The organism is Streptomyces pyxinicus, assembly GCF_024753135.1.
Classification (GTDB): Bacteria; Actinomycetota; Actinomycetes; order Streptomycetales; family Streptomycetaceae; genus Streptomyces; species Streptomyces pyxinicus.
In genome coordinates, this window is sequence record NZ_JANUGP010000029.1 from 1 (window position 1) to 17,437 (window position 17,437).

The window sequence follows — 17,437 nt, forward strand, 5'->3', positions numbered from 1 at the left end:
GGGAGGGGGGGGGGGGGGGGGGGGGGGGGGGGGGGGGGGGGGGGGGGGGGGGGGGGGGGGGGGGGGGGGGGGGGGGGGGGGGGGGGGGGGGGGGGGGGGGGGGGGGGGGGGGGGGGGGGGGGGGGGGTGGGGGGGGGGGGGGGGGGGGGGGGGGGGGGGGGGGGGGGGGGGGGGGGGGGGGGGGGGGGGGGGGGGGTGGGGGGTGGGGCTGGGGGGGGGGGGGCCTGCGGCGGTTGTGGGGGCTGGGCGCGGTGGATGGCCGTGGCGGTCGTGGGTGGGCCGGCGTCTCATGCCTGCGGCGGCCCGTTTCCGTGCGTCGTGGCTCGGGGCGCGCCCGTTCGCCGTGGGTGGGTCGGTGCCGCGCCGGGTGGTGTCCGTCCTCGGTCCGGCGCCCTGTCCCTTGCGTCATCGACGCGTTCTCGCCGGCCGCTGCGGGCGGACACCACCCGCCACGTCCCCTTCCGCCGTGCGCGAGTGCGGGTCTCGTACGGCCGGACGGGTGAGTCCCGGAGCGCCTGCGGCGATGAGTTCCGGCCAGGTCGGCAGTCTGCTCTGGTGACCGTCGTACGGCGGTCCGCCGCACCCCATATCGCGGAGGGCATCATGACGAACACCCCGGACGACTCGGCCCGCGCGCTGCCTCCTGTTGTCGACCTGGCCACCTGGCAGGCGGCGCGGGACGAGCTGCTGGTCCGCGAGAAGGCACACACCCACGAAGGCGACGCGCTGGCCGCCGCGCGCCGCCGGCTGCCGATGGTGGAGGTCGACGGGACGGTGGAGGTCGTCGGTGCCGCCGGTCCCGTGCCGTTCCTCGACCTGTTCCAGGGGCGGGACGAGCTGATGGTCTACAAGCACATGTGGTGGGACGGTGCTCCGCATCAGGGGCAGTGCGAGGGCTGCACCACCACGGTGTGGCATCTGAAGGACGCCGTCTATCTGAACGCCCGGGGTGTCTCGTTCGCCGTGCTGACCGTGGGGGCCTGGGACGAGGTGGCCTCGTTCGTCGAGTTCATGGGGTACACCCAGCCCTGGTACTCGGTGCGGGACGTGGCCGAGCCCATCGGCGGCGAGATGGGGTACCTCACCTGCTTCCTGCGCGACGGCGACCGGGTCTTCCTCACCTACGCCACGACCGGGCGCGGCACCGAGGTGGTCAACGGGTCCATGGCCCTGCTCGACCGGACGCCGTACGGCCGGGGCGAGGCCTGGGAGGACCGTCCCGAGGGGTGGCCGCAGGGCAATCCCCCGTGCTGGTACTGGCGTACCGACGCGGACGGCGCCGCCACCTGGGGCCCGACCAGCCGGCCGGTACCGCAGTGGACCCGGCCGGGCGCGACCCCGGAGCAGACGCTGGGGCGGCAGGGCCAGGACCGCTAGTCAGCCGGCCGCAGGGTCAAGTCGCCGCTCGTGGTGGCCAGTTCGAGGCGGTACGTGCCCGCCGGGTCGTTCTTGAACGCCACGTTCTTGTCGCCGTAGGAGGTGCTCGCCGTGATGCGGTACGGGGCCGGTGGCGCGGTGACGGTGAGGTCGCCGTTGGTGGTGCGGGCCTTGATGTTCTGCGCGGTGGCCGTGCGGACGGTCAGCTCGCCGTCGGACGTCCGGGCGTCGATGCCGCCCTTGACGTCCTTGACGTCGATGTTCCCGTTGGTCGTGCGCAGCTTCACCGGTCCCTTGGCTCCGCTCACCGTGATCTCACCGTTGCTCGTGCGCACGTCGACCGGACCGGCACCGGTCAGTTCGAGGTCGCCGTCGGAGGTGCTTCCGGTGACGGGGAGTCCGGCCGGTGCCTTGACGACGTAGTCGACGTCGCAGTCCTTTCCGCAGTCGGCGAGCGTCAGGACGCCCTCGTGGACGGAGAAGGAGGTACCGCTCGGCTTGTCGCCCCGGTAGTGGACCCTGCGGTGCACGGATACGGTGGAGACACCGGCCGACGTCTCCAGCCGCACGCCCCCGTTGTCGTTGTCGATCCGGATCGCGGTGACTTTCCCGGGGGCCTTGGCATCGTCCTGAAAGGTCTCGTGGTCGAGGGCCGAGCAGGCGGACAGCCCGACGAGTGCGAGGGCGGCCAGGGCCATCGTGGCGAGCGGGCGCGTCTGCGGGCGCGGCATGAAGGGTCCCCCGTGTGGAGCGAGTCGCGGTTCGTGATCAGTCACCGCGAGTCTAGGGAGCCGCTCCCACGCGAGCACTGGGGATAACCCCCCGATGGTCCGCGCCGGCTACATGCCGCTGGGCAGGTTTCCGGGGACCTGCGGCGGGGTCGGGATGTAGTGCCGGGCGAGGTTGGCGTCCCGGTTGTGGGGCCCGTGGCGGTGGGCCTCCGGGTCGCCGTACTCCTTGACGTCCTGACGCCCGGAAACGACGTCCCGGACGCGCGTCACGACTCGGCCGAGCAGGCTCTTCATCGGTGTTCCCCCTGGGGTATGTGGTCTTGTTGAGGAGCATGCACGGCGGCCGGTACGGATTCCATTGATTTGAGCCGATCTTGAGCCCGTTCAGTCGTGTTCCGCTCGTTCCGTCTGGCGGGGGCGGGCCGTTGCCGCCGCGTATGCGCCGGTCAGCCAGAGGGCTGTGGCGAGGGCCGCTGCCGAGGTGCTGGTGGGTGGGTGCAGGGACCAGGCCCAGGGTTCGGGGGTGTTGTCGGCGCGCACCCCGAGGAGCAGGGTGGGGCCGAAGACGACCAGTGGGAGCAGCCAGGAGAGGCCGCTGCCGAAGAGGCGGGCGCTGAGCATGGCGAGGCCGAGGTAGCCGACGACGTTGCGGGCGGCCGAGGCGAACACCGCCGCCGTGGCGCCGGCGAGCAGCGGGAGCGCGGTGAGGGCCAGGGCGAGGGCGAGCAGGGTCAGGAGGTACGCGCCCCGGTGGCGGCTCATCGGCTGGGCCGAGGTCTGTTCCAGGTCGGCCATGGGTGAGAAGAGGGTGGTGGCGAGGATGACCGCGTGGGCGAGCGGGACCACCTCGGCCACCGGCACGCTGAAGTCGACCAGGTAGCGGAACTCGGGCAGGGCGACGCGCTGCCCGGCGAAGGCGGTGGCCGCCAGGGCGACGAGCAGGGCGAGGCCGGTGGCTCGGGGCAGGTTCCGGCAGCGTACGAAGGCGACGGCGGCGTTCACCGGGGAAGTTCCGGTACGGGGCGGCAGGCGCGGATCCGCTCGGCCGCCCGGTCGAGCCAGGCGTCCCGCTGCGCGTGTGGGGCACGGGTGACGCGTTCGAGGGCGTGGCCGAACTTCTCGCCGTAGTACTCGCTCGGTGCTCCCGCGCGAGTGCGTACGGCGGCTTCGAAGAGGAAGGTGTCGGGGTAGCCGCCGGTCTCGCGGAGGGGGTGGGGTGCGCAGTTCGCGGGTTCGGGCTGGGGCAGGGCCGCGGAGAACAGGGCGTCGGTCAGGGTCGCCTCGCTCTCCGCCGGTGACATGACGGGGAGTTCGGCGGTTGCGCCGGGCGGGCGCTTCAGACCGCTGGCGTAGAAGGCGCGGTTGAGGCCGGTGAGAGAGCCGAGCTTCGTGTCGACGGTCTTCACCGCCGCGCGGGCCTCGGGCAGCAGGTGGCGGTCCTCGGGCCACAGGCACAGCTCGGTGGTGCCGCTGGTGGCGCAGAGGGCGTGGGCGGGTTGGTCCTTGCGCACCGCCCAGTACGAGTCGGGTACGGGGGTGCGGAGGGACACCAGGGTGCTGCCGGCCGTCAGTGCCACGAGGGCGAGGGCGGCCAGGGGAACGGGGCGGGGGGTGAGCGCGGCGTGGCGGCGCAGTGCGGGCAGGGCGGTGAGGGCCAGGGCGGCGGTCAGGCACCAGGTGGCGGCGATGAGCATGCGGGTGGTGTTCGGCGCGAACTCCGAGCTCCAGAACTCGTCTATCGCAGGGAAGAGCTTGTCGAGCGGGGTGCCGGGGACGAAGGCGACGGCGACGAACAGGCCGTACCAGAAGACGCCGGCGAAGGGGGCGACCGCCCGGGACGGGAGGGCGGAGCCGAGGGCGACTCCGGCCGCGATCTGGAGGGCCATCATGCTCGCGCCGAGCAGCAGGGGCGTCCACGCGGGCTCGGTGACGTCGCTGACGGCGGCGGTGCGGGAGAAGGCGACGGCGACGAACAGGGCGTAGGCGGTGAGGGACCACAGCCATGCGGCGAGCCAGAACAGGAGTGCCTGGGACCAGCCGCCGCGTGCCGCCGTGTCGGACCAGGGGCGGGTGCGGTGGCGGAAGGAGCGGCCCGCGCCCCAGGCCGCCGCCGCGCTCATCACCGAGCCCATGACGATCACGGCGAAGAGCTGCACCTTGAGGCTGGTCTGCGGCCACCAGCCGATCCAGTCACTGTCGGCGGGGCTCTCGGCGGTGAAGTAATAGACGCCGACGGCTGCCATGAGGGCGGCTGCCCACTTGGCCTCACCGCGGCGCATCTCGGTCAGCAGGACGCGCATCAGCCGGCCGCCGCCGCTGCGCCGGCCAGGTGCAGGTACCCGGCTTCCACGGCCGTGCCGCTGATCTCCGTGTCCCCGGAGGCGGGCAGGGCGCACAGTTCGGCGACGGTGCCGGTGAAGCGGGCCGTGCCGTCGAGGAGGACGCAGACCCGGTCGCAGACGTGCGCCACGTCCTCGGCCAGGTGGGTGCTCATGACCACCGCGCAGCGGTCGCCCAGTTCCTTGATCAGGGCGCGGAAGCCGACCCGTTGGGCGGGGTCAAGGCCGACCGTCGGTTCGTCGAGGAGGACCAGCGCGGGTTCGTTGACCACGGCCTGGGCGATGCCGACGCGGCGCAGCATGCCCCCGGAGAGGGCACCCATCCTGCGGTCGGCGTACCGCTCCATCTGCACGAGCCGCAGCGCCTCCCGCGCACGTTCGCGACGCCGCGCGGCGGGCACCTTGCGCAGCCAGGCCGCGTACTCGGTGAACTCCAGCACGGTGAAGCGGGGATAGCAGCCGAAGGACTGCGGGAGGACGCCGATGCGGTGTCTGAGGCGCTGGACGCGTAACCGTCCCGTCGCCGGCTCTCCCAGCAGGGTGACCGTGCCGGACCTGGGCTTGCGTGCCGTGCTGAGCAGCGACAGCAGGGTGCTCTTGCCCGCTCCGTTGGGGCCGAGCAGGCCGGTGACGCCCGGCGGGAAGGCGAGGGAGACGCCGTCCAGGGCCGTCGTCGTGCCGTAGCGCACGGTCACGCCCTCGGCCACCGCCACCGCTTTCGGACCGTTGCCCATGAAACCCCCTGATGACCAACCTACTTGGGCGGTGGACGGTGGCTCCGGGCGGGGTCCGGGTGTCTCAGTCCAGCATCTCCCGCAGCAGTTCCGCCCCCCGTACCGCCGCGTCCCCGCAGCAGTTGTTGAAGAGGAGGTGGAGTTCGGTGGTGCGGGCGGCGAGGGACCTGATGCGGGGGAGCCAGTCGGTCAGTTCCGGTTCGGTGTAGGTGTGGCGGAAGCGGTCCTCCTTGGTGCCGGTGCCCCAGTGGGGGCTGCGGCCGTGGAAGCGGACGACGGAGAGGCGGGGGGTGGTGACGGGGGTGACCGGGGGCATGGAGGTAGGGAGGCCGGGGGCCGTGTCCACCGCTACGGCCGTGGCGTCCAGGTCGGCGAGCAGGGCCGCCGTCGCGGGGGCCTGGGTGTCGCGCCACCAGGAGGGGTGGCGGAACTCGACCGCGAAGGGCCAGTCGCGGGCGCGTTCGCGGGCCGTGCGGAGGATCGACTCGGCGCGGGGGCCGGGGGTGAGGGAGGGCGGGTACTGGAAGAGGAGGGTGCCCAGGCGGCCGGTGTCGCGCAGCGGGGTGAGCGCGTCGGCGTAGCGCTTCCAGACCTCGTCCACGAGGGCGTCGTCGCGGGGGTGGGACCGCAGGTCGGCGGGGAGGGCGGTGGGGCGGGGGGGGTGGCCGGTGAGGAGGGAGAAGGCCTTGACGTCGATACGGAAGCCGTCCGGCGTGCGTTCCGACCAGCCTTGCGCCATACGGGGGTTGGGGAGGGCGTAGTACGGGGAGTCGGCCTCCACCACCGTGAACCGCTCGGCATAGTGCCGTAGTCGGCCCTCGGTGTCGCGGCGACCCGGCGGGTACCAGCCGCTCGTCACCAGTGCCCGGTCCGTCCAGCCGCACGTGCCCACGTGGATCTTCGCCATGCGGGCGCGGGTACCCGCCGGCGGCGCGGACGGCACCCGGCAGTTCACCCGTTCTTCACCCGCCGGGCCGGGCCACGTGGGCCGGGCGCAGATTGGCGTGAGCATGCTCTGTGCGCACCGCCAGCCCGTTCCCCCCTCTCCCGGAGGTTGATGTGTCCGGCAGTTCCGCGTACCGCCGTGCCCGTACCGTCGTGGCGTCGGCAACGGCCCTCGCCGCGGCCGCCCTCGGGATGTGGACCGGTCTCGGCGGCGAGTCCGCGCATGCCGCGGGTGCCGTGCCCGGCCCGGACCACGTGGTCGTCGTGGTCTTCGAGAACCACGCCTATAGCCAGGTCATCGGCTCCTCCAGCGCGCCCTACCTCAACTCCCTGAAGTCGGGCGGCGCCAACCTGACCCAGTCGTACGCCGAGACGCACCCCAGCCAGCCCAACTACTTCGCCCTCTTCTCCGGTTCGACACAGGGCATCACGGACGACAGCTGCTACACCCCCGGCTTCTCCTCCGCGCCGAACCTCGCCTCGGAGCTGATCGCCGCCGGCCGGTCCTGGGCCAGCTACAACGAGACGCTGCCGAGCCAGGGTTCGACCACGTGCAGCAGTGGCGACTACGCCCGCAAGCACAACCCCTGGTTCGGCTTCTCCAACGTGCCGACGTCCAGCGCCAGGACGTTCGCCCAGTTCCCGGCGGACTACTCGACGCTGCCCAAGGTGTCCTTCGTGACCCCGAACCTGTGCAGCGACATGCACGACTGCTCGGTGTCCACCGGTGACACCTGGCTGAAGAACAAGCTCGGCGCGTACGCCACCTGGGCCAAGACCCACAACAGCCTGCTCGTCGTCACGTTCGACGAGGACAACCGCCTCAGCGGCAACCGCATCCCGACGGTCCTGTACGGCCAGCCGGTGACCCCCGGTTCGTCGTCCTCGACCACCTACAACCACTACGACCTGCTGCGCACCCTGGAGGACAGCCAGGGCCTGACCACGCACGCGGGCAACGCCGCCTCCGCCCAGGACATCACCGGCATCTGGGCGTCCTGACGTGTACGTAGCGGACAGCCGCGCGACCCGTCCGTCCGCCGAAAACGCCGTCCGGCCGCCGGCCGGGCGGCCACCAGCCACCGGGCGGCCTTCCGCCACCGGTCGGCGCCGGGCCGCCCTCGCGCCCACCGTCCTCGCCCTCGGCACGGTCAGCCTGGTCACCGACGTGTCCTCCGAGATGGTCACGGCCGTGCTCCCGCTGTACCTGGTGACCGGCCTCGGCCTCTCCCCGCTCGGCTTCGGACTCCTGGACGGCGTCTACAACGGCTTCTCCGCCCTCGTACGCCTCCTCGGCGGCCACCTCGCCGACCGGGGCGGCGGCCGGCACAAGTGGGTCGCCGGGTTCGGTTACGCGGTCTCGGCGGCCTGCAAACCCCTGTTGCTGCTGGCTCACACCCTCACGCCGATCGGCCTGATCCTCGCCGCCGACCGCACCGGCAAGGGCCTGCGCACGGCACCCCGCGACGCTCTCATCTCCCTGTCCAGTACGCCGGAGACGCGGGGGCGCGCCTTCGGTGTGCACCGCGCGATGGACACGGCGGGCGCCCTGTTCGGCCCGCTGGTGGCGTTCCTGATCCTGCGGGCCACGGTGGACGGCTACGACGCGGTCTTCACCGTCAGCTTCTGCGTGGCGGTGGCGGGGGTGCTGGTCCTGGTCCTGTTCGTGCCCGGGTCGCCGGCCGGCGGCACCAGGGGCTCGCGGACGACCGGCACCGAGGGCTCGCAGACGGCCGGCACCGGTGGCTCGCAGACGGCCGGCAACAGAAGTTCACAGGGGACCGACCGCCCGACCCTCCGCGCCGCCGTACGCCTCCTGCGCCACCGCCACCTGAGCCGCATCGCGCTCTGCGCCCTGCTCCTCGGCCTCGCCACGGTCAGCGACTCCTTCGTCTACCTCCTCCTGCAACGCCGGCTCGGCGTGTCCGACCGCTGGTTCGCGCTGCTGCCCCTCGGTACGGCCGCCGCGTTCCTGCTGCTCGCGGTGCCGCTCGGCCGGCTCGCGGACCGGGTGGGCCGCTGGACGGTGTTCCTCGCCGGCCACGGCGCCCTGCTCCTCGCCTACGCCTTCCTCCTCACCTCCTGGCACGGCACGGCCCTGCCGTACGCGGTCCTCGCCCTGCACGGCGGCTTCTACGCGGCCACCGACGGGGTGCTGATGGCGGCGGCCTCGGACGGCGTACCGGAGGCCCTGCGCTCCTCGGGTCTGGCCGTCGTCCAGACCGGGCAGGCGCTGGCCCGGTTCGCGTGCTCGCTGCTGTTCGGCGCGGCCTGGACGGTGTGGGGTGACCGCGCGGCGCTGGCCGGCGCGACGGTGGCCCTGGCGGCCTGCGCGGCCTTCTCCCTCACCCTCGCCCTGCGCCCGAAAGGTCCCGGCCCCGCATGACCGTACGCACCCGCGTCCTGATCCTGGTCTCGGCCCTCGCCGTGCTGGCGGCGGTGGGGCTGGCCTCCGTGCTGCACGCCTCGGCGCGGGCGGACCGCCGCGACCACGTCCAGGCGGGCGGCCCGAAGGTCACCCCGGGCCCGGTGACCCTGACGGCCCCTGGACGCATGGTGTTCCGCAACCTGGCGTGGGGCCCGCACCGCGACGAGCTGACATCGACCCCCGCCTCCACTCCTTCCGCCCCCCGCACGGCCTCCGGCGTCAAGTGCCTCCGCTTCTACGCCGCTTCGGGCACCGGCGTCTGCCTCCAGGCGGTGCACGGGCCCGTCTCCGACACCTACCGCGCCCTGATCCTGGACGCCCGCCTGCGCACCCGGGCCCGCTACGACGTCCCGGGCATCCCCTCCCGCGCCCGCGTCTCCCCCACCGGCCGCTTCGCCGCCTGGACGGCCTTCGTGGGCGGCGACTCGTACGCGGGCACGAACTTCTCGACCCGCGCGGCGATCGTGGACACCCGCACCGGCGCCCTGATCCCCTCCCTGGAGGCCTTCCGCATCCTCAAGGACGGCCACGCCTACCACTCGGCGGACGCCAACTTCTGGGGCGTGACGTTCGCGGCCGACGACCGCACGTTCTACGCCACGCTGGCCACGAAGGGCCGTACCTACCTGGTCCGCGGCGACCTCCGCGCCCGCACGGTCACCACCCTCCACGCGAACGTCGAATGCCCGTCCCTCTCCCCCGACGGCACCCGCGTCGCCTACAAGAAGCGCGTCCCGGGCCTCCCGAAGGACGCCCCCTGGCGCCTGTACGTCCTCGACCTCCGCACGCTGCGCGAAACCCCCCTGGCCGAGCGCCGCAGCGTGGACGACCAGGCGGTGTGGAAGGACGCCCGCACGCTGGTGTACTCCCTGCCGGGCGACTACGGCGCCGACCTGTACGAGGTACCGGCCGACGGCACGGGAACGGGCCGCCGGATCAGCACGGCGGCGGTCTCACCGGCGTACCTGGACTGAGCCGTTCACGACTCCTGCCACGGCCGGCCCACGGACGCGAGCCAGGCCGCCGCGTCATCGGGGTGGCCGAAGCGGTGGACGTCGAGAGGGGCGAAGCGGGGATCGCGGACCCGGCGCTCGATCTCCCGGCGCCGGGAGCCGTGCTGGGACCACGCCCACCAGGCCGGATGCTCCCGGCTCAGCCAGCCCCGCCAGGTCTCCCGGTTGCCGCCGAAGAGATCCTCGCGTGTGACGGTGCGCCGGACGGACCGACGCAGCACACGGGGCATGATCACCCGCTTGGGATAATCCAGCCACACGACCGTCCCGGCCCGGCCCCACAGCAGGTCGCGCACCTCCGGATAGCCGAGCGAGTCGACGATCCAGCGGGGCCCGGCGGCAACCCTCGCCACGTCCTCGGCCAGCCTGCCGTTGACGGCCCAGCCGGGCCCGTCGAAATACAGCGCGTCCATCTCGTGGTAGGGCACCCCGAGACGACCGCTCAGGGCCCGGGCGAGCGTGGACTTCCCCGCCCCGGTGGCCCCCACCACCAAGATCCGCTCCACTCGCGCCTCCTGTCCGGCCGGTGATTCCGCGGTCACGGCACTACAGCACCGGCAGGTTCTTCCGCAGCTCGAACGCCGTGACCTCCGAGCGGTACTCCTCCCACTCCTGCCGCTTGTTGCGGAGGAAGAAGTCGAAGACGTGTTCGCCGAGGGTCTCGGCGACGAGGTCGCTGCGTTCCATCAGGGTCAGGGCCTCGCCCAGGTTCTGGGGCAGGGGCTCGATGCCCATCGCGCGGCGCTCGGCGTCGGAGAGGGCCCAGACGTCGTCCTCGGCGCCCGGCGGGAGTTCGTAGCCCTCCTCGATGCCCTTGAGGCCGGAGGCGAGGAGGAGGGCGTAGGAGAGGTAGGGGTTGGCGCCCGAGTCCAGGGAGCGGACCTCGACGCGGGCGGAGCCGGTCTTGCCGGGCTTGTACATCGGGACGCGGACCAGGGCCGAGCGGTTGTTGTGGCCCCAGCAGATGTACGAGGGTGCCTCGCCGCCCGCGCCGGCCGTGCGCTCGGAGCCGCCCCAGATGCGCTTGTAGGAGTTGACCCACTGGTTGGTGACCGCCGAGATCTCTGCCGCGTGCTTGAGCAGGCCGGCGATGAAGGAGCGGCCGACCTTGGAGAGCTGGTACTCGGCGCCGGACTCGTAGAACGCGTTGCGGTCGCCCTCGAAGAGGGAGAGGTGGGTGTGCATGCCCGAGCCGGGGTGCTCCGAGAACGGCTTCGGCATGAACGTGGCGTGCACCCCCTGCTCCAGCGCGACCTGCTTCATGACCAGCCGGAACGTCATGATGTTGTCGGCCGTGGAGAGGGCGTCGGCGTAGCGCAGGTCGATCTCCTGCTGGCCCGGCGCGCCCTCGTGGTGGGAGAACTCCACCGAGATGCCCATCGACTCCAGCATGGTGATCGCCTGGCGGCGGAAGTCCATGCCGACGTTGGTCGGGGTGTGGTCGAAGTAGCCCGAGTTGTCGGCCGGGACGGGCCGGGTGCCGTCCAGCGGGCGGTCCTTCAGCAGGAAGAACTCGATCTCGGGATGGGTGTAGAAGGTGAAGCCCAGGTCGGAGGTGCGGGCCAGGGCGCGCTTGAGGACGTACCGGGGGTCCGCGAAGGACGGGGAGCCGTCCGGCATCAGGATGTCGCAGAACATGCGGGCGGTGCCCGGCGTCTCCGCGCGCCACGGCAGGACCTGGAAGGTGGAGGGGTCCGGCTTGGCGATCATGTCGGACTCGTAGACCCGGGCGAAGCCCTCGATGGCGGAGCCGTCGAAGCCGATGCCCTCGTCGAAGGCCTGCTCCAGCTCGGCGGGGGCCACGGCCACGGACTTGAGGAAGCCCAGCACGTCCGTGAACCACAGCCGTACGAACCGGATGTCGCGCTCCTCCAAGGTCCGGAGCACGAACTCCTGCTGCTTGTCCATCTTCCGCTTCCCCATCCTTGCTGGTCAGGCCGCCTGTCCCCCGGACCCGCGGGCGGGCGGTCGGGCACCTGAGCATCCCACCACAACACCATTTCACGCGCGTTGCGGACCTTGATCGCACGGGCGTCCTCGGCCTGAACGCGTCCCGTACGGCAGGTGTACCGCTCTGTCGCCCATCTTGCCTGCTCGCGCCGGCATCCGTAATGGCCGGTTCCCCCCGGCCGTGATCCACACCACCCTCCTTTAATTTGCATCTCATATGCAAGTTTCTCTAGCGTGCCGGTCAGCCGAGCCGAGTACCGAGGAGTCGAGATGCTCTCCGAACCGTCCGCAGCCACCGTGCGCGCCACCCTCCCCGTGGTGGGCGCCGCCATCGGTGAGATCACCGAGCGCTTCTACGCCCGGCTCTTCGCCGCCCACCCCGACCTGCTCCGCGACCTGTTCAACCGCGGCAACCAGGCCACCGGCACCCAGCGCCAGGCCCTGGCCGGCTCCATCGCCGGTTTCGCCGCGCACCTGCTGGACCACCCCGGCCGGCGGCCCGACGCCCTGCTCGGCCGTATCGCGCACAAGCACGCCTCCCTCGGCATCGCCCCCGAGCAGTACCCGGTGGTGCGCGAGCACCTCTTCGCCGCGCTCGCCGAGGTGCTCGGCGAGGCCGTCACACCCGAGGTGGCCGCCGCCTGGGACGAGGTCTACTGGCTGATGGCCAACGCGCTCATCGCCATCGAGAAGCGGCTGTACGAGCGCGGCGGCGGGCCCGGCGAGCGGGAGTGGGAGGTCGTGGAGCGGGTCCGGGAGACCGCCGACGTCGTCACCTTCCGGCTGCGGCCCGTGGACGGCGGCCCGGTGACCCGCTTCCGCGCCGGGCAGTACGTCTCCGTCCGCGTCACCCTCCCCGACGGCGCCCGGCAGCTACGGCAGTACAGCCTGTCCGGTGCCCCCGGCGAGAACCTGCGCCAGTTCAGCGTGAAGCGGGTGACGGGGTCGGGGTCGGGCGGGGACGGTGCGCCGGCCCCCGACGGCGAGGTGTCCAACCACCTGCACGCTCACGTCCACCCCGGTGATGTGCTGAAGCTCTCCGAGCCGTACGGCGATCTCGTGCTCGACGCCGGCCCGGACACCCCGCTGCTGCTGGCCTCGGCCGGCATCGGCGTGACTCCCCTGATCGCGATGCTGGCCGATCTCGCCGCCGCCGGTCACCCGGGCCCCGTCACCGTGGTGCACGGCGACCGCTCCCCCGCCGACCACGCCCTGCGCGCCGACCACCAGTCCTACGCCGGCAAGCTCCCGGGGGCCGCCGTCCACCTCTTCTACGAGCGGGACGCCGGCCCGGGCGAACACACCGGCCTGGTCGACCTCGCCGGCGTCGACGTACGGCCCGGCACCCGCGCGTACCTGTGCGGGCCGCTGCCTTTCATGCGCGCGGTGCGTACCCAGCTCATCGGGAAGGGCGTGGCCCCGGCCGACGTCCACTACGAGGTGTTCGGTCCCGATCTCTGGCCGGCCGCCGGATCCCGGGAACCGGCCGTCTAGTGGATCCGGACACCGCCCGGTTCACGCCTCGTCGTCCGCCGACCGTGTCGGGTACGCGTGGTTGTCCTCGATGAGGTGGTCCAGCACGTCCCTGGCGGCGGCGAGGCCCTCGATGGCCTCGGACAGCCGGGCCCGCTCGCGGGCCATGATCTCCAGTGCCTGCCGCGTCCTGGCTCACTTGCACCACCGGGATCGGCGCGCGCGGCTGTTCACGACATGGACTCGGTGGCCGTGCTCCGGGGGATGCCCAGCAGCAGCGGGCCGGTCGGGTCGGCCACCATGTCGGCGATCGTGAGGGGGTCGAGCGAGGCGAAGAAGGCCTCCTGGGCCCGGCGCAGTGCGCCGCGCAGCCGGCAGCCGGTGTGCAGGGGGCAAGGGCTGGCGCCCTCGCAGTCGACCACGTCGCCGTCGCCCTCGAAGGTGCGGACGACCGCGCCGACGGAGGCCGCGCGGCCCCGCTCGGTGAGGGTCAGCCCGCCGCCCCGGCCCCGGCGGGCGTCGACCAGGCCCAGGTGCTGGAGTTCGGCGACGACCTTCGCGGCGTGCGTGTAGGGCACGTCCATGTCCGCCGAGACCAGCTTGGTGGTGGGGGTGTCGGCGGGGGCGGCGACGGCGAGTCGCATCAGGACGCGCAGGGCGAGGTCGGTGGAGCGCAGCAGCCGCATACCGGCGAGGGTAGGTAATACGCATCCCGGAGCCAAATTATCCGGTCGGCCCCGCCCCCGGACCTCGCCCCCGGCTCTTACCGGCTCTTTTCGCGGCCTCCCTGCGGCGGGCCCTCTCTCCCCCATTACCATCAGCGAGCCCCACCACCATCATCGGTCCGCTTCCCGAGAAGGACACCTCATGGGTTCCGCCAAGAACAGCAGCACCGCGGCGCGCAAGGCGCGCATAGAGGAGATGCGGCGCGCCGAGCGTTCCCGCGAGCGCCGCAACCGGGTGCTCGTGATCGCCGCCAGTGTCGTCGTCGCCGGTCTCGTGGTCGGCGGTGTGGTGCTGGTGAACTCGCGGTCGGACGACTCGGGGACGAAGGACTCGACGGCGAGCGGCGACGCCAAGAGTTCCGGGGACTCCGGGCACTTCACCACCGGCAAGGACGGGGTGAAGACCTGGTCGGGCAAGCTGTCGCGGACGCACGTGACGACCAAGGTGTCGTACCCGATGCACCCGCCGGTCGGCGGCAACCACAACCCGGTCTGGCTGAACTGCAACGGTGACGTCTACACCAAGGCGGTGCCGGAGGAGAACGCGGTGCACTCGCTGGAGCACGGCGCGGTCTGGGTGACGTACACCGACAAGGCGGCCAAGGCCGACGTGGACGCGCTGGCGGCGAAGGTGCGGAAGACGCCGTACTCGCTGATCAGCCCGTACCGGAACCAGGAGGCGCCGCTGATGCTGTCGGCGTGGGGCCACCAGGTGACGGTGAAGAGCGCGAGCGACCCGGAGGTTGACAAGTTCTTCGCCACCTACGTGCAGGGTCAGCAGACTCCCGAGCCGGGCGCCTCGTGCACCGGCGGGACCATGAAGTGAGCCGGCGGTTCGCCGGCTGGGCGGCGGGGGCCGCGGCGGCGGTGCTCGTCGCGGCCGGTGCGATCACCTACGCGGTGGCCGAGGAGAACGGCGGACCGGATACGACGGCGACGCCGGGCGCGGAGTCGGCGGACGCCGGGTTCGCGCGGGACATGGCCGTGCACCATCAGCAGGCCGTGGAGATGTCGTACATCGTGCGGGACCGCACGAAGGACGTGGAGGTGCGGCGGCTCGCGTACGACATCGCGCAGACGCAGGCCAACCAGCGCGGGATGCTGCTGGGCTGGCTCGACCTGTGGGGGCTGCCGAAGGTGTCGGCGAAGTCGCCGATGACCTGGATGGGCATGGGCGACATGCCGACCGGCAAGGACGGCGCGCTGATGCCGGGCATGGCCACGAACACCGAGCTGAAGAAGCTCGGGACGCTCAGCGGCAGGCAAGCGGAGGTTTTCTACCTCCAGTTGATGACGGCCCATCACAAGGGCGGCATCCACATGGCCGAGGGCTGTGTCGCCAAGTGCACGGTGGGCGTGGAGAAGCGGCTCGCGCAGGGCATGGTGGACGGGCAGCGGTCGGAGATCGAGTTGATGGCCGGGATGCTGAAGGCGCGGGGCGCGGCGCCGCGTTCGTGACGGAGGCCGCTGCCGGCTGCGGCAGGGGCCCTTCCGCCGGCCCTGGCGAGGGCTTCCGGCGTTCCGTTACACGCCCGTAAGGATCAAACGGGCAATTCACCGCTTCTGGCGGTTACTTGAGGTTCTCTTGACCTTCACCTTCCCCTGGCATGAACGGTTCATCGTAAGAGTGGCCCCCATCGTGTGATCCATTCGCGGGCCGACGCCGCCGCGGGCCCGCGCGCGGATCTTCGACGTACCAGCCACTACATGCATGCGCACCGCATCGCAGGGGGTTTTATGAGATCCAACCGCGCCAAGCTGCGCGCCGTGAGCATGGCAGCGACACTGCCCATGATCGCCGGCGCGCTGGCGCTGGGCATACCTGCGGCGCACGCCGCGGACAGCCCCGCTCGTGACACGCTGAAGGGCACCAAGCCGCTCTGGGCCACGGCCAAGGCGGACAAGGGCGCGACCTCGAACAACGCCCAGGTCAAGGCCCGGGTCTACCTGGCCGGCAAGGACGCGGCGGGCCTCGCCGCGTACGCCAAGGCCGTGTCCGACCCCAGCTCGCCGCAGTACGGCAAGTACCTGAGCGCCAAGAAGACGGAGTCCCGGTTCGGGGCGACCAAGGCGCAGGTGACCGCCGTCAAGTCCTGGCTGAAGTCGGCCGGTCTGACCGTCACCGAGGTCACCCAGCACTACGTCACCGTCTCCGGTGACGTGGCCGCCGCCGAGAAGGCGTTCGGCACCCAGCTGCACAACTACACCAAGGGCGCGAAGACTTACCGCGCCCCGGCGCAGACCGCCTCCGTACCGGCCGCCCTCCGGGGCGCCGTGCTCACGGTCACCGGCCTGGACAGCGCCCCGCACAAGGCGAACCACGACGACCAGCTTCCGCCGCCGGACGCGGTCTTCAAGAACGCCGGGCCGTTCTCCTCGTACTACGGCTCCAAGGTCGCCAAGTCGCTGCCGGACGCGTACGGCCAGAAGGCCCCGTACGCGATCAAGGGCTACACCGGCAAGCAGCTGCGTGCCGCGTACGGCGCGGGCACGTACACCGGCAAGAAGGTGCGCGTCGCCATCACCGACGCGTACGCCTCGCCGACGATCGCCTACGACGCCGGCAAGTACGCGGTGAAGAACGGTGACGCGGCCTGGAAGACCAGCCAGCTCCACCAGGCGCTGCCGAAGACGTACACCAAGACCGAGGAGTGCAAGGCGGCCGGCTGGTACGGCGAGGAGACCCTCGACGTCGAGGCCGTGCACGCCGTCGCGCCGAACGCCGACGTCACCTACGTGGGCGCCGCGTCCTGCTACGACGACGACCTGCTCGACTCGCTCAGCAAGGTCGTCGACAACCACCTGGCCGACATCGTCTCCAACTCCTGGGGCGACGTCGAGGCCAGCCAGACGCCGGACCTGGCCGCCGCCTACGACCAGGTCTTCCAGTTGGGCGCGGTGCAGGGCATCGGCTTCTACTTCTCCTCCGGTGACAACGGCGACGAGGTCGCCAACACCGGTACGAAGCAGGTCGACACCCCGGCCAACTCCGCCTGGGTGACCGCGGTCGGCGGCACCTCGCTGGCCGTCGGCAAGGGCGACTCGTACCAGTGGGAGACCGGCTGGGGCACCGAGAAGGCGGCCCTGTCGGCCGACGGCAAGAGCTGGGCGAACTTCCCGGGCGCCTACACCTCGGGCGCGGGCGGCGGCACCAGCAAGACGGTCGCCGAGCCGTACTACCAGAAGGGTGTCGTCCCGGACTCGCTCGCCAAGGCCAACAACGCCGCCGGCAACCGCGTCGTCCCGGACATCTCGGCCATCGCCGACCCGAACACCGGCTTCCTGGTGGGCCAGACCCAGACCTTCCCGGACGGCTCGCAGCAGTACAGCGAGTACCGCATCGGCGGCACCTCGCTGGCCGCTCCGGTCATCGCGGCGGTCCAGGCCCTCGCCCAGGAGGCGAACGGCGGCAAGGCGATCGGCTTCGCCAACCCGTCGATCTACTCCAAGGCCGCCAAGAAGGGCGTCTTCCACGACGTCACCGACAAGCCGACCGGCAAGGACCTGGCCGTCGTCCGCGTGGACTTCGCCAACGGTCTGGACGCGTCCGGCGGCCTGCTGACCTCGATCCGCAGCCTCGGCAAGGACAGCTCCCTGTCCGCCGTCAAGGGCTACGACGACGTCACGGGCGTGGGCTCTCCGGCGGGCGGGTACGTCTCGTCGTACGCGCCGAAGAAGCACTGATGTCTGTCTGACCGCATGATGCGCCCGCCTCTTTTCCG

18 protein-coding genes are annotated in these 17,437 nt (G+C 72.1%); 8 read left to right on the forward strand and 10 right to left on the reverse strand.

Going from position 1 to position 17,437, the window contains the following annotated elements; all coding sequences use genetic code 11:
- Positions 1-603 precede the first annotated feature (603 nt).
- Positions 604-1,377, forward strand: coding sequence for a DUF899 domain-containing protein (locus NX794_RS28930; protein WP_258782233.1), 774 nt, complete (start codon positions 604-606; stop codon positions 1,375-1,377).
- On the opposite strand, the gene NX794_RS28935 is transcribed toward NX794_RS28930, so the two are convergent.
- The 6 genes from NX794_RS28935 to NX794_RS28960 form a co-directional block, all read right to left on the reverse strand.
- Positions 1,374-2,108, reverse strand: a complete 735-nt coding sequence (locus tag NX794_RS28935) for a DUF4097 family beta strand repeat-containing protein (protein ID WP_258782234.1) — start codon at positions 2,106-2,108, stop codon at positions 1,374-1,376. The two genes, NX794_RS28930 and NX794_RS28935, sit on opposite strands and share 4 nt — an antisense overlap.
- A 108-nt stretch (positions 2,109-2,216) precedes the next feature.
- Positions 2,217-2,402, reverse strand: coding sequence for a hypothetical protein (locus NX794_RS28940; protein WP_258782236.1), 186 nt, complete (start codon positions 2,400-2,402; stop codon positions 2,217-2,219).
- A 90-nt stretch (positions 2,403-2,492) separates the two neighbouring features.
- Positions 2,493-3,110: a hypothetical protein gene (locus NX794_RS28945; protein ID WP_258782237.1), complete on the reverse strand. Its 618-nt coding sequence runs from the start codon at positions 3,108-3,110 to the stop codon at positions 2,493-2,495.
- Positions 3,107-4,408: a DUF7224 domain-containing protein gene (locus NX794_RS28950; protein WP_258782239.1), complete on the reverse strand. Its 1,302-nt coding sequence runs from the start codon at positions 4,406-4,408 to the stop codon at positions 3,107-3,109. Before NX794_RS28950 ends, NX794_RS28945 begins: the two co-directional genes overlap by 4 nt.
- Positions 4,408-5,181: an ATP-binding cassette domain-containing protein gene (locus NX794_RS28955; protein ID WP_258782240.1), complete on the reverse strand. Its 774-nt coding sequence runs from the start codon at positions 5,179-5,181 to the stop codon at positions 4,408-4,410. The genes NX794_RS28950 and NX794_RS28955 overlap by 1 nt, the downstream gene beginning before the upstream one ends.
- A gap of 64 nt (positions 5,182-5,245) precedes the next feature.
- Positions 5,246-6,088 carry a DUF72 domain-containing protein gene (locus NX794_RS28960; protein WP_258782241.1) on the reverse strand — a complete coding sequence of 281 codons (843 nt, stop codon included), beginning with the start codon at positions 6,086-6,088 and terminating at the stop codon, positions 5,246-5,248.
- Positions 6,089-6,240: 152 nt separating this feature from the next.
- On the opposite strand from NX794_RS28960, the gene NX794_RS28965 reads away from it, so the two are divergent.
- The 3 genes from NX794_RS28965 to NX794_RS28975 are packed head-to-tail and all read left to right on the forward strand — an operon-like array spanning position 6,241 to position 9,528.
- Positions 6,241-7,128 (forward strand): alkaline phosphatase family protein, encoded by an 888-nt coding sequence (locus NX794_RS28965; protein WP_258782243.1) that lies wholly within the window; start codon positions 6,241-6,243, stop codon positions 7,126-7,128.
- Position 7,129: 1 nt separating this feature from the next.
- Positions 7,130-8,512 carry an MFS transporter gene (locus NX794_RS28970; RefSeq protein WP_428985980.1) on the forward strand — a complete coding sequence of 461 codons (1,383 nt, stop codon included), beginning with the start codon at positions 7,130-7,132 and terminating at the stop codon, positions 8,510-8,512.
- Positions 8,509-9,528 (forward strand): TolB family protein, encoded by a 1,020-nt coding sequence (locus NX794_RS28975; protein WP_258782244.1) that lies wholly within the window; start codon positions 8,509-8,511, stop codon positions 9,526-9,528. Before NX794_RS28970 ends, NX794_RS28975 begins: the two co-directional genes overlap by 4 nt.
- Before the next feature lie 5 nt (positions 9,529-9,533).
- On the opposite strand, the gene NX794_RS28980 is transcribed toward NX794_RS28975, so the two are convergent.
- Together NX794_RS28980 and NX794_RS28985 are read right to left on the reverse strand one after the other, a co-directional pair.
- Positions 9,534-10,073 (reverse strand): P-loop NTPase family protein, encoded by a 540-nt coding sequence (locus NX794_RS28980; RefSeq protein WP_258782245.1) that lies wholly within the window; start codon positions 10,071-10,073, stop codon positions 9,534-9,536.
- Positions 10,074-10,113: 40 nt separating this feature from the next.
- Positions 10,114-11,475: a glutamine synthetase family protein gene (locus NX794_RS28985; protein ID WP_258782246.1), complete on the reverse strand. Its 1,362-nt coding sequence runs from the start codon at positions 11,473-11,475 to the stop codon at positions 10,114-10,116.
- A 312-nt stretch (positions 11,476-11,787) separates the two neighbouring features.
- Between NX794_RS28985 and NX794_RS28990 the strand changes: the two genes are divergently transcribed.
- Positions 11,788-13,011 (forward strand): globin domain-containing protein, encoded by a 1,224-nt coding sequence (locus NX794_RS28990; RefSeq protein WP_258782247.1) that lies wholly within the window; start codon positions 11,788-11,790, stop codon positions 13,009-13,011.
- 21 nt (positions 13,012-13,032) lie between these two features.
- Here the strand turns inward: NX794_RS28990 and NX794_RS28995 are convergent, their stop codons facing one another.
- The gene (locus NX794_RS28995) at positions 13,033-13,158 is read right to left on the reverse strand and encodes a hypothetical protein (RefSeq protein WP_258782249.1); all 126 of its coding nucleotides are present in this window, start codon (positions 13,156-13,158) and stop codon (positions 13,033-13,035) included.
- A 62-nt stretch (positions 13,159-13,220) separates the two neighbouring features.
- Entirely contained in the window at positions 13,221-13,676 is a 456-nt protein-coding gene (locus tag NX794_RS29000) for an RrF2 family transcriptional regulator (protein WP_258782251.1), read from the reverse strand.
- 181 nt (positions 13,677-13,857) lie between these two features.
- On the opposite strand from NX794_RS29000, the gene NX794_RS29005 reads away from it, so the two are divergent.
- The 3 genes from NX794_RS29005 to NX794_RS29015 all read left to right on the forward strand — a co-directional run bounded on the left by NX794_RS29005 (position 13,858) and on the right by NX794_RS29015 (position 17,399).
- A complete protein-coding gene (locus NX794_RS29005) occupies positions 13,858-14,541 on the forward strand; it encodes a thioredoxin-like domain-containing protein (RefSeq protein ID WP_258782252.1) in 684 nt (227 codons plus the stop codon).
- Positions 14,538-15,173 (forward strand): DUF305 domain-containing protein, encoded by a 636-nt coding sequence (locus tag NX794_RS29010; protein WP_258782253.1) that lies wholly within the window; start codon positions 14,538-14,540, stop codon positions 15,171-15,173. Before NX794_RS29005 ends, NX794_RS29010 begins: the two co-directional genes overlap by 4 nt.
- 279 nt (positions 15,174-15,452) lie before the next feature.
- A complete protein-coding gene (locus NX794_RS29015; protein WP_258782255.1) occupies positions 15,453-17,399 on the forward strand; it encodes a S53 family peptidase in 1,947 nt (648 codons plus the stop codon).
- The last annotated feature ends 38 nt before the right edge of the window (positions 17,400-17,437 follow it).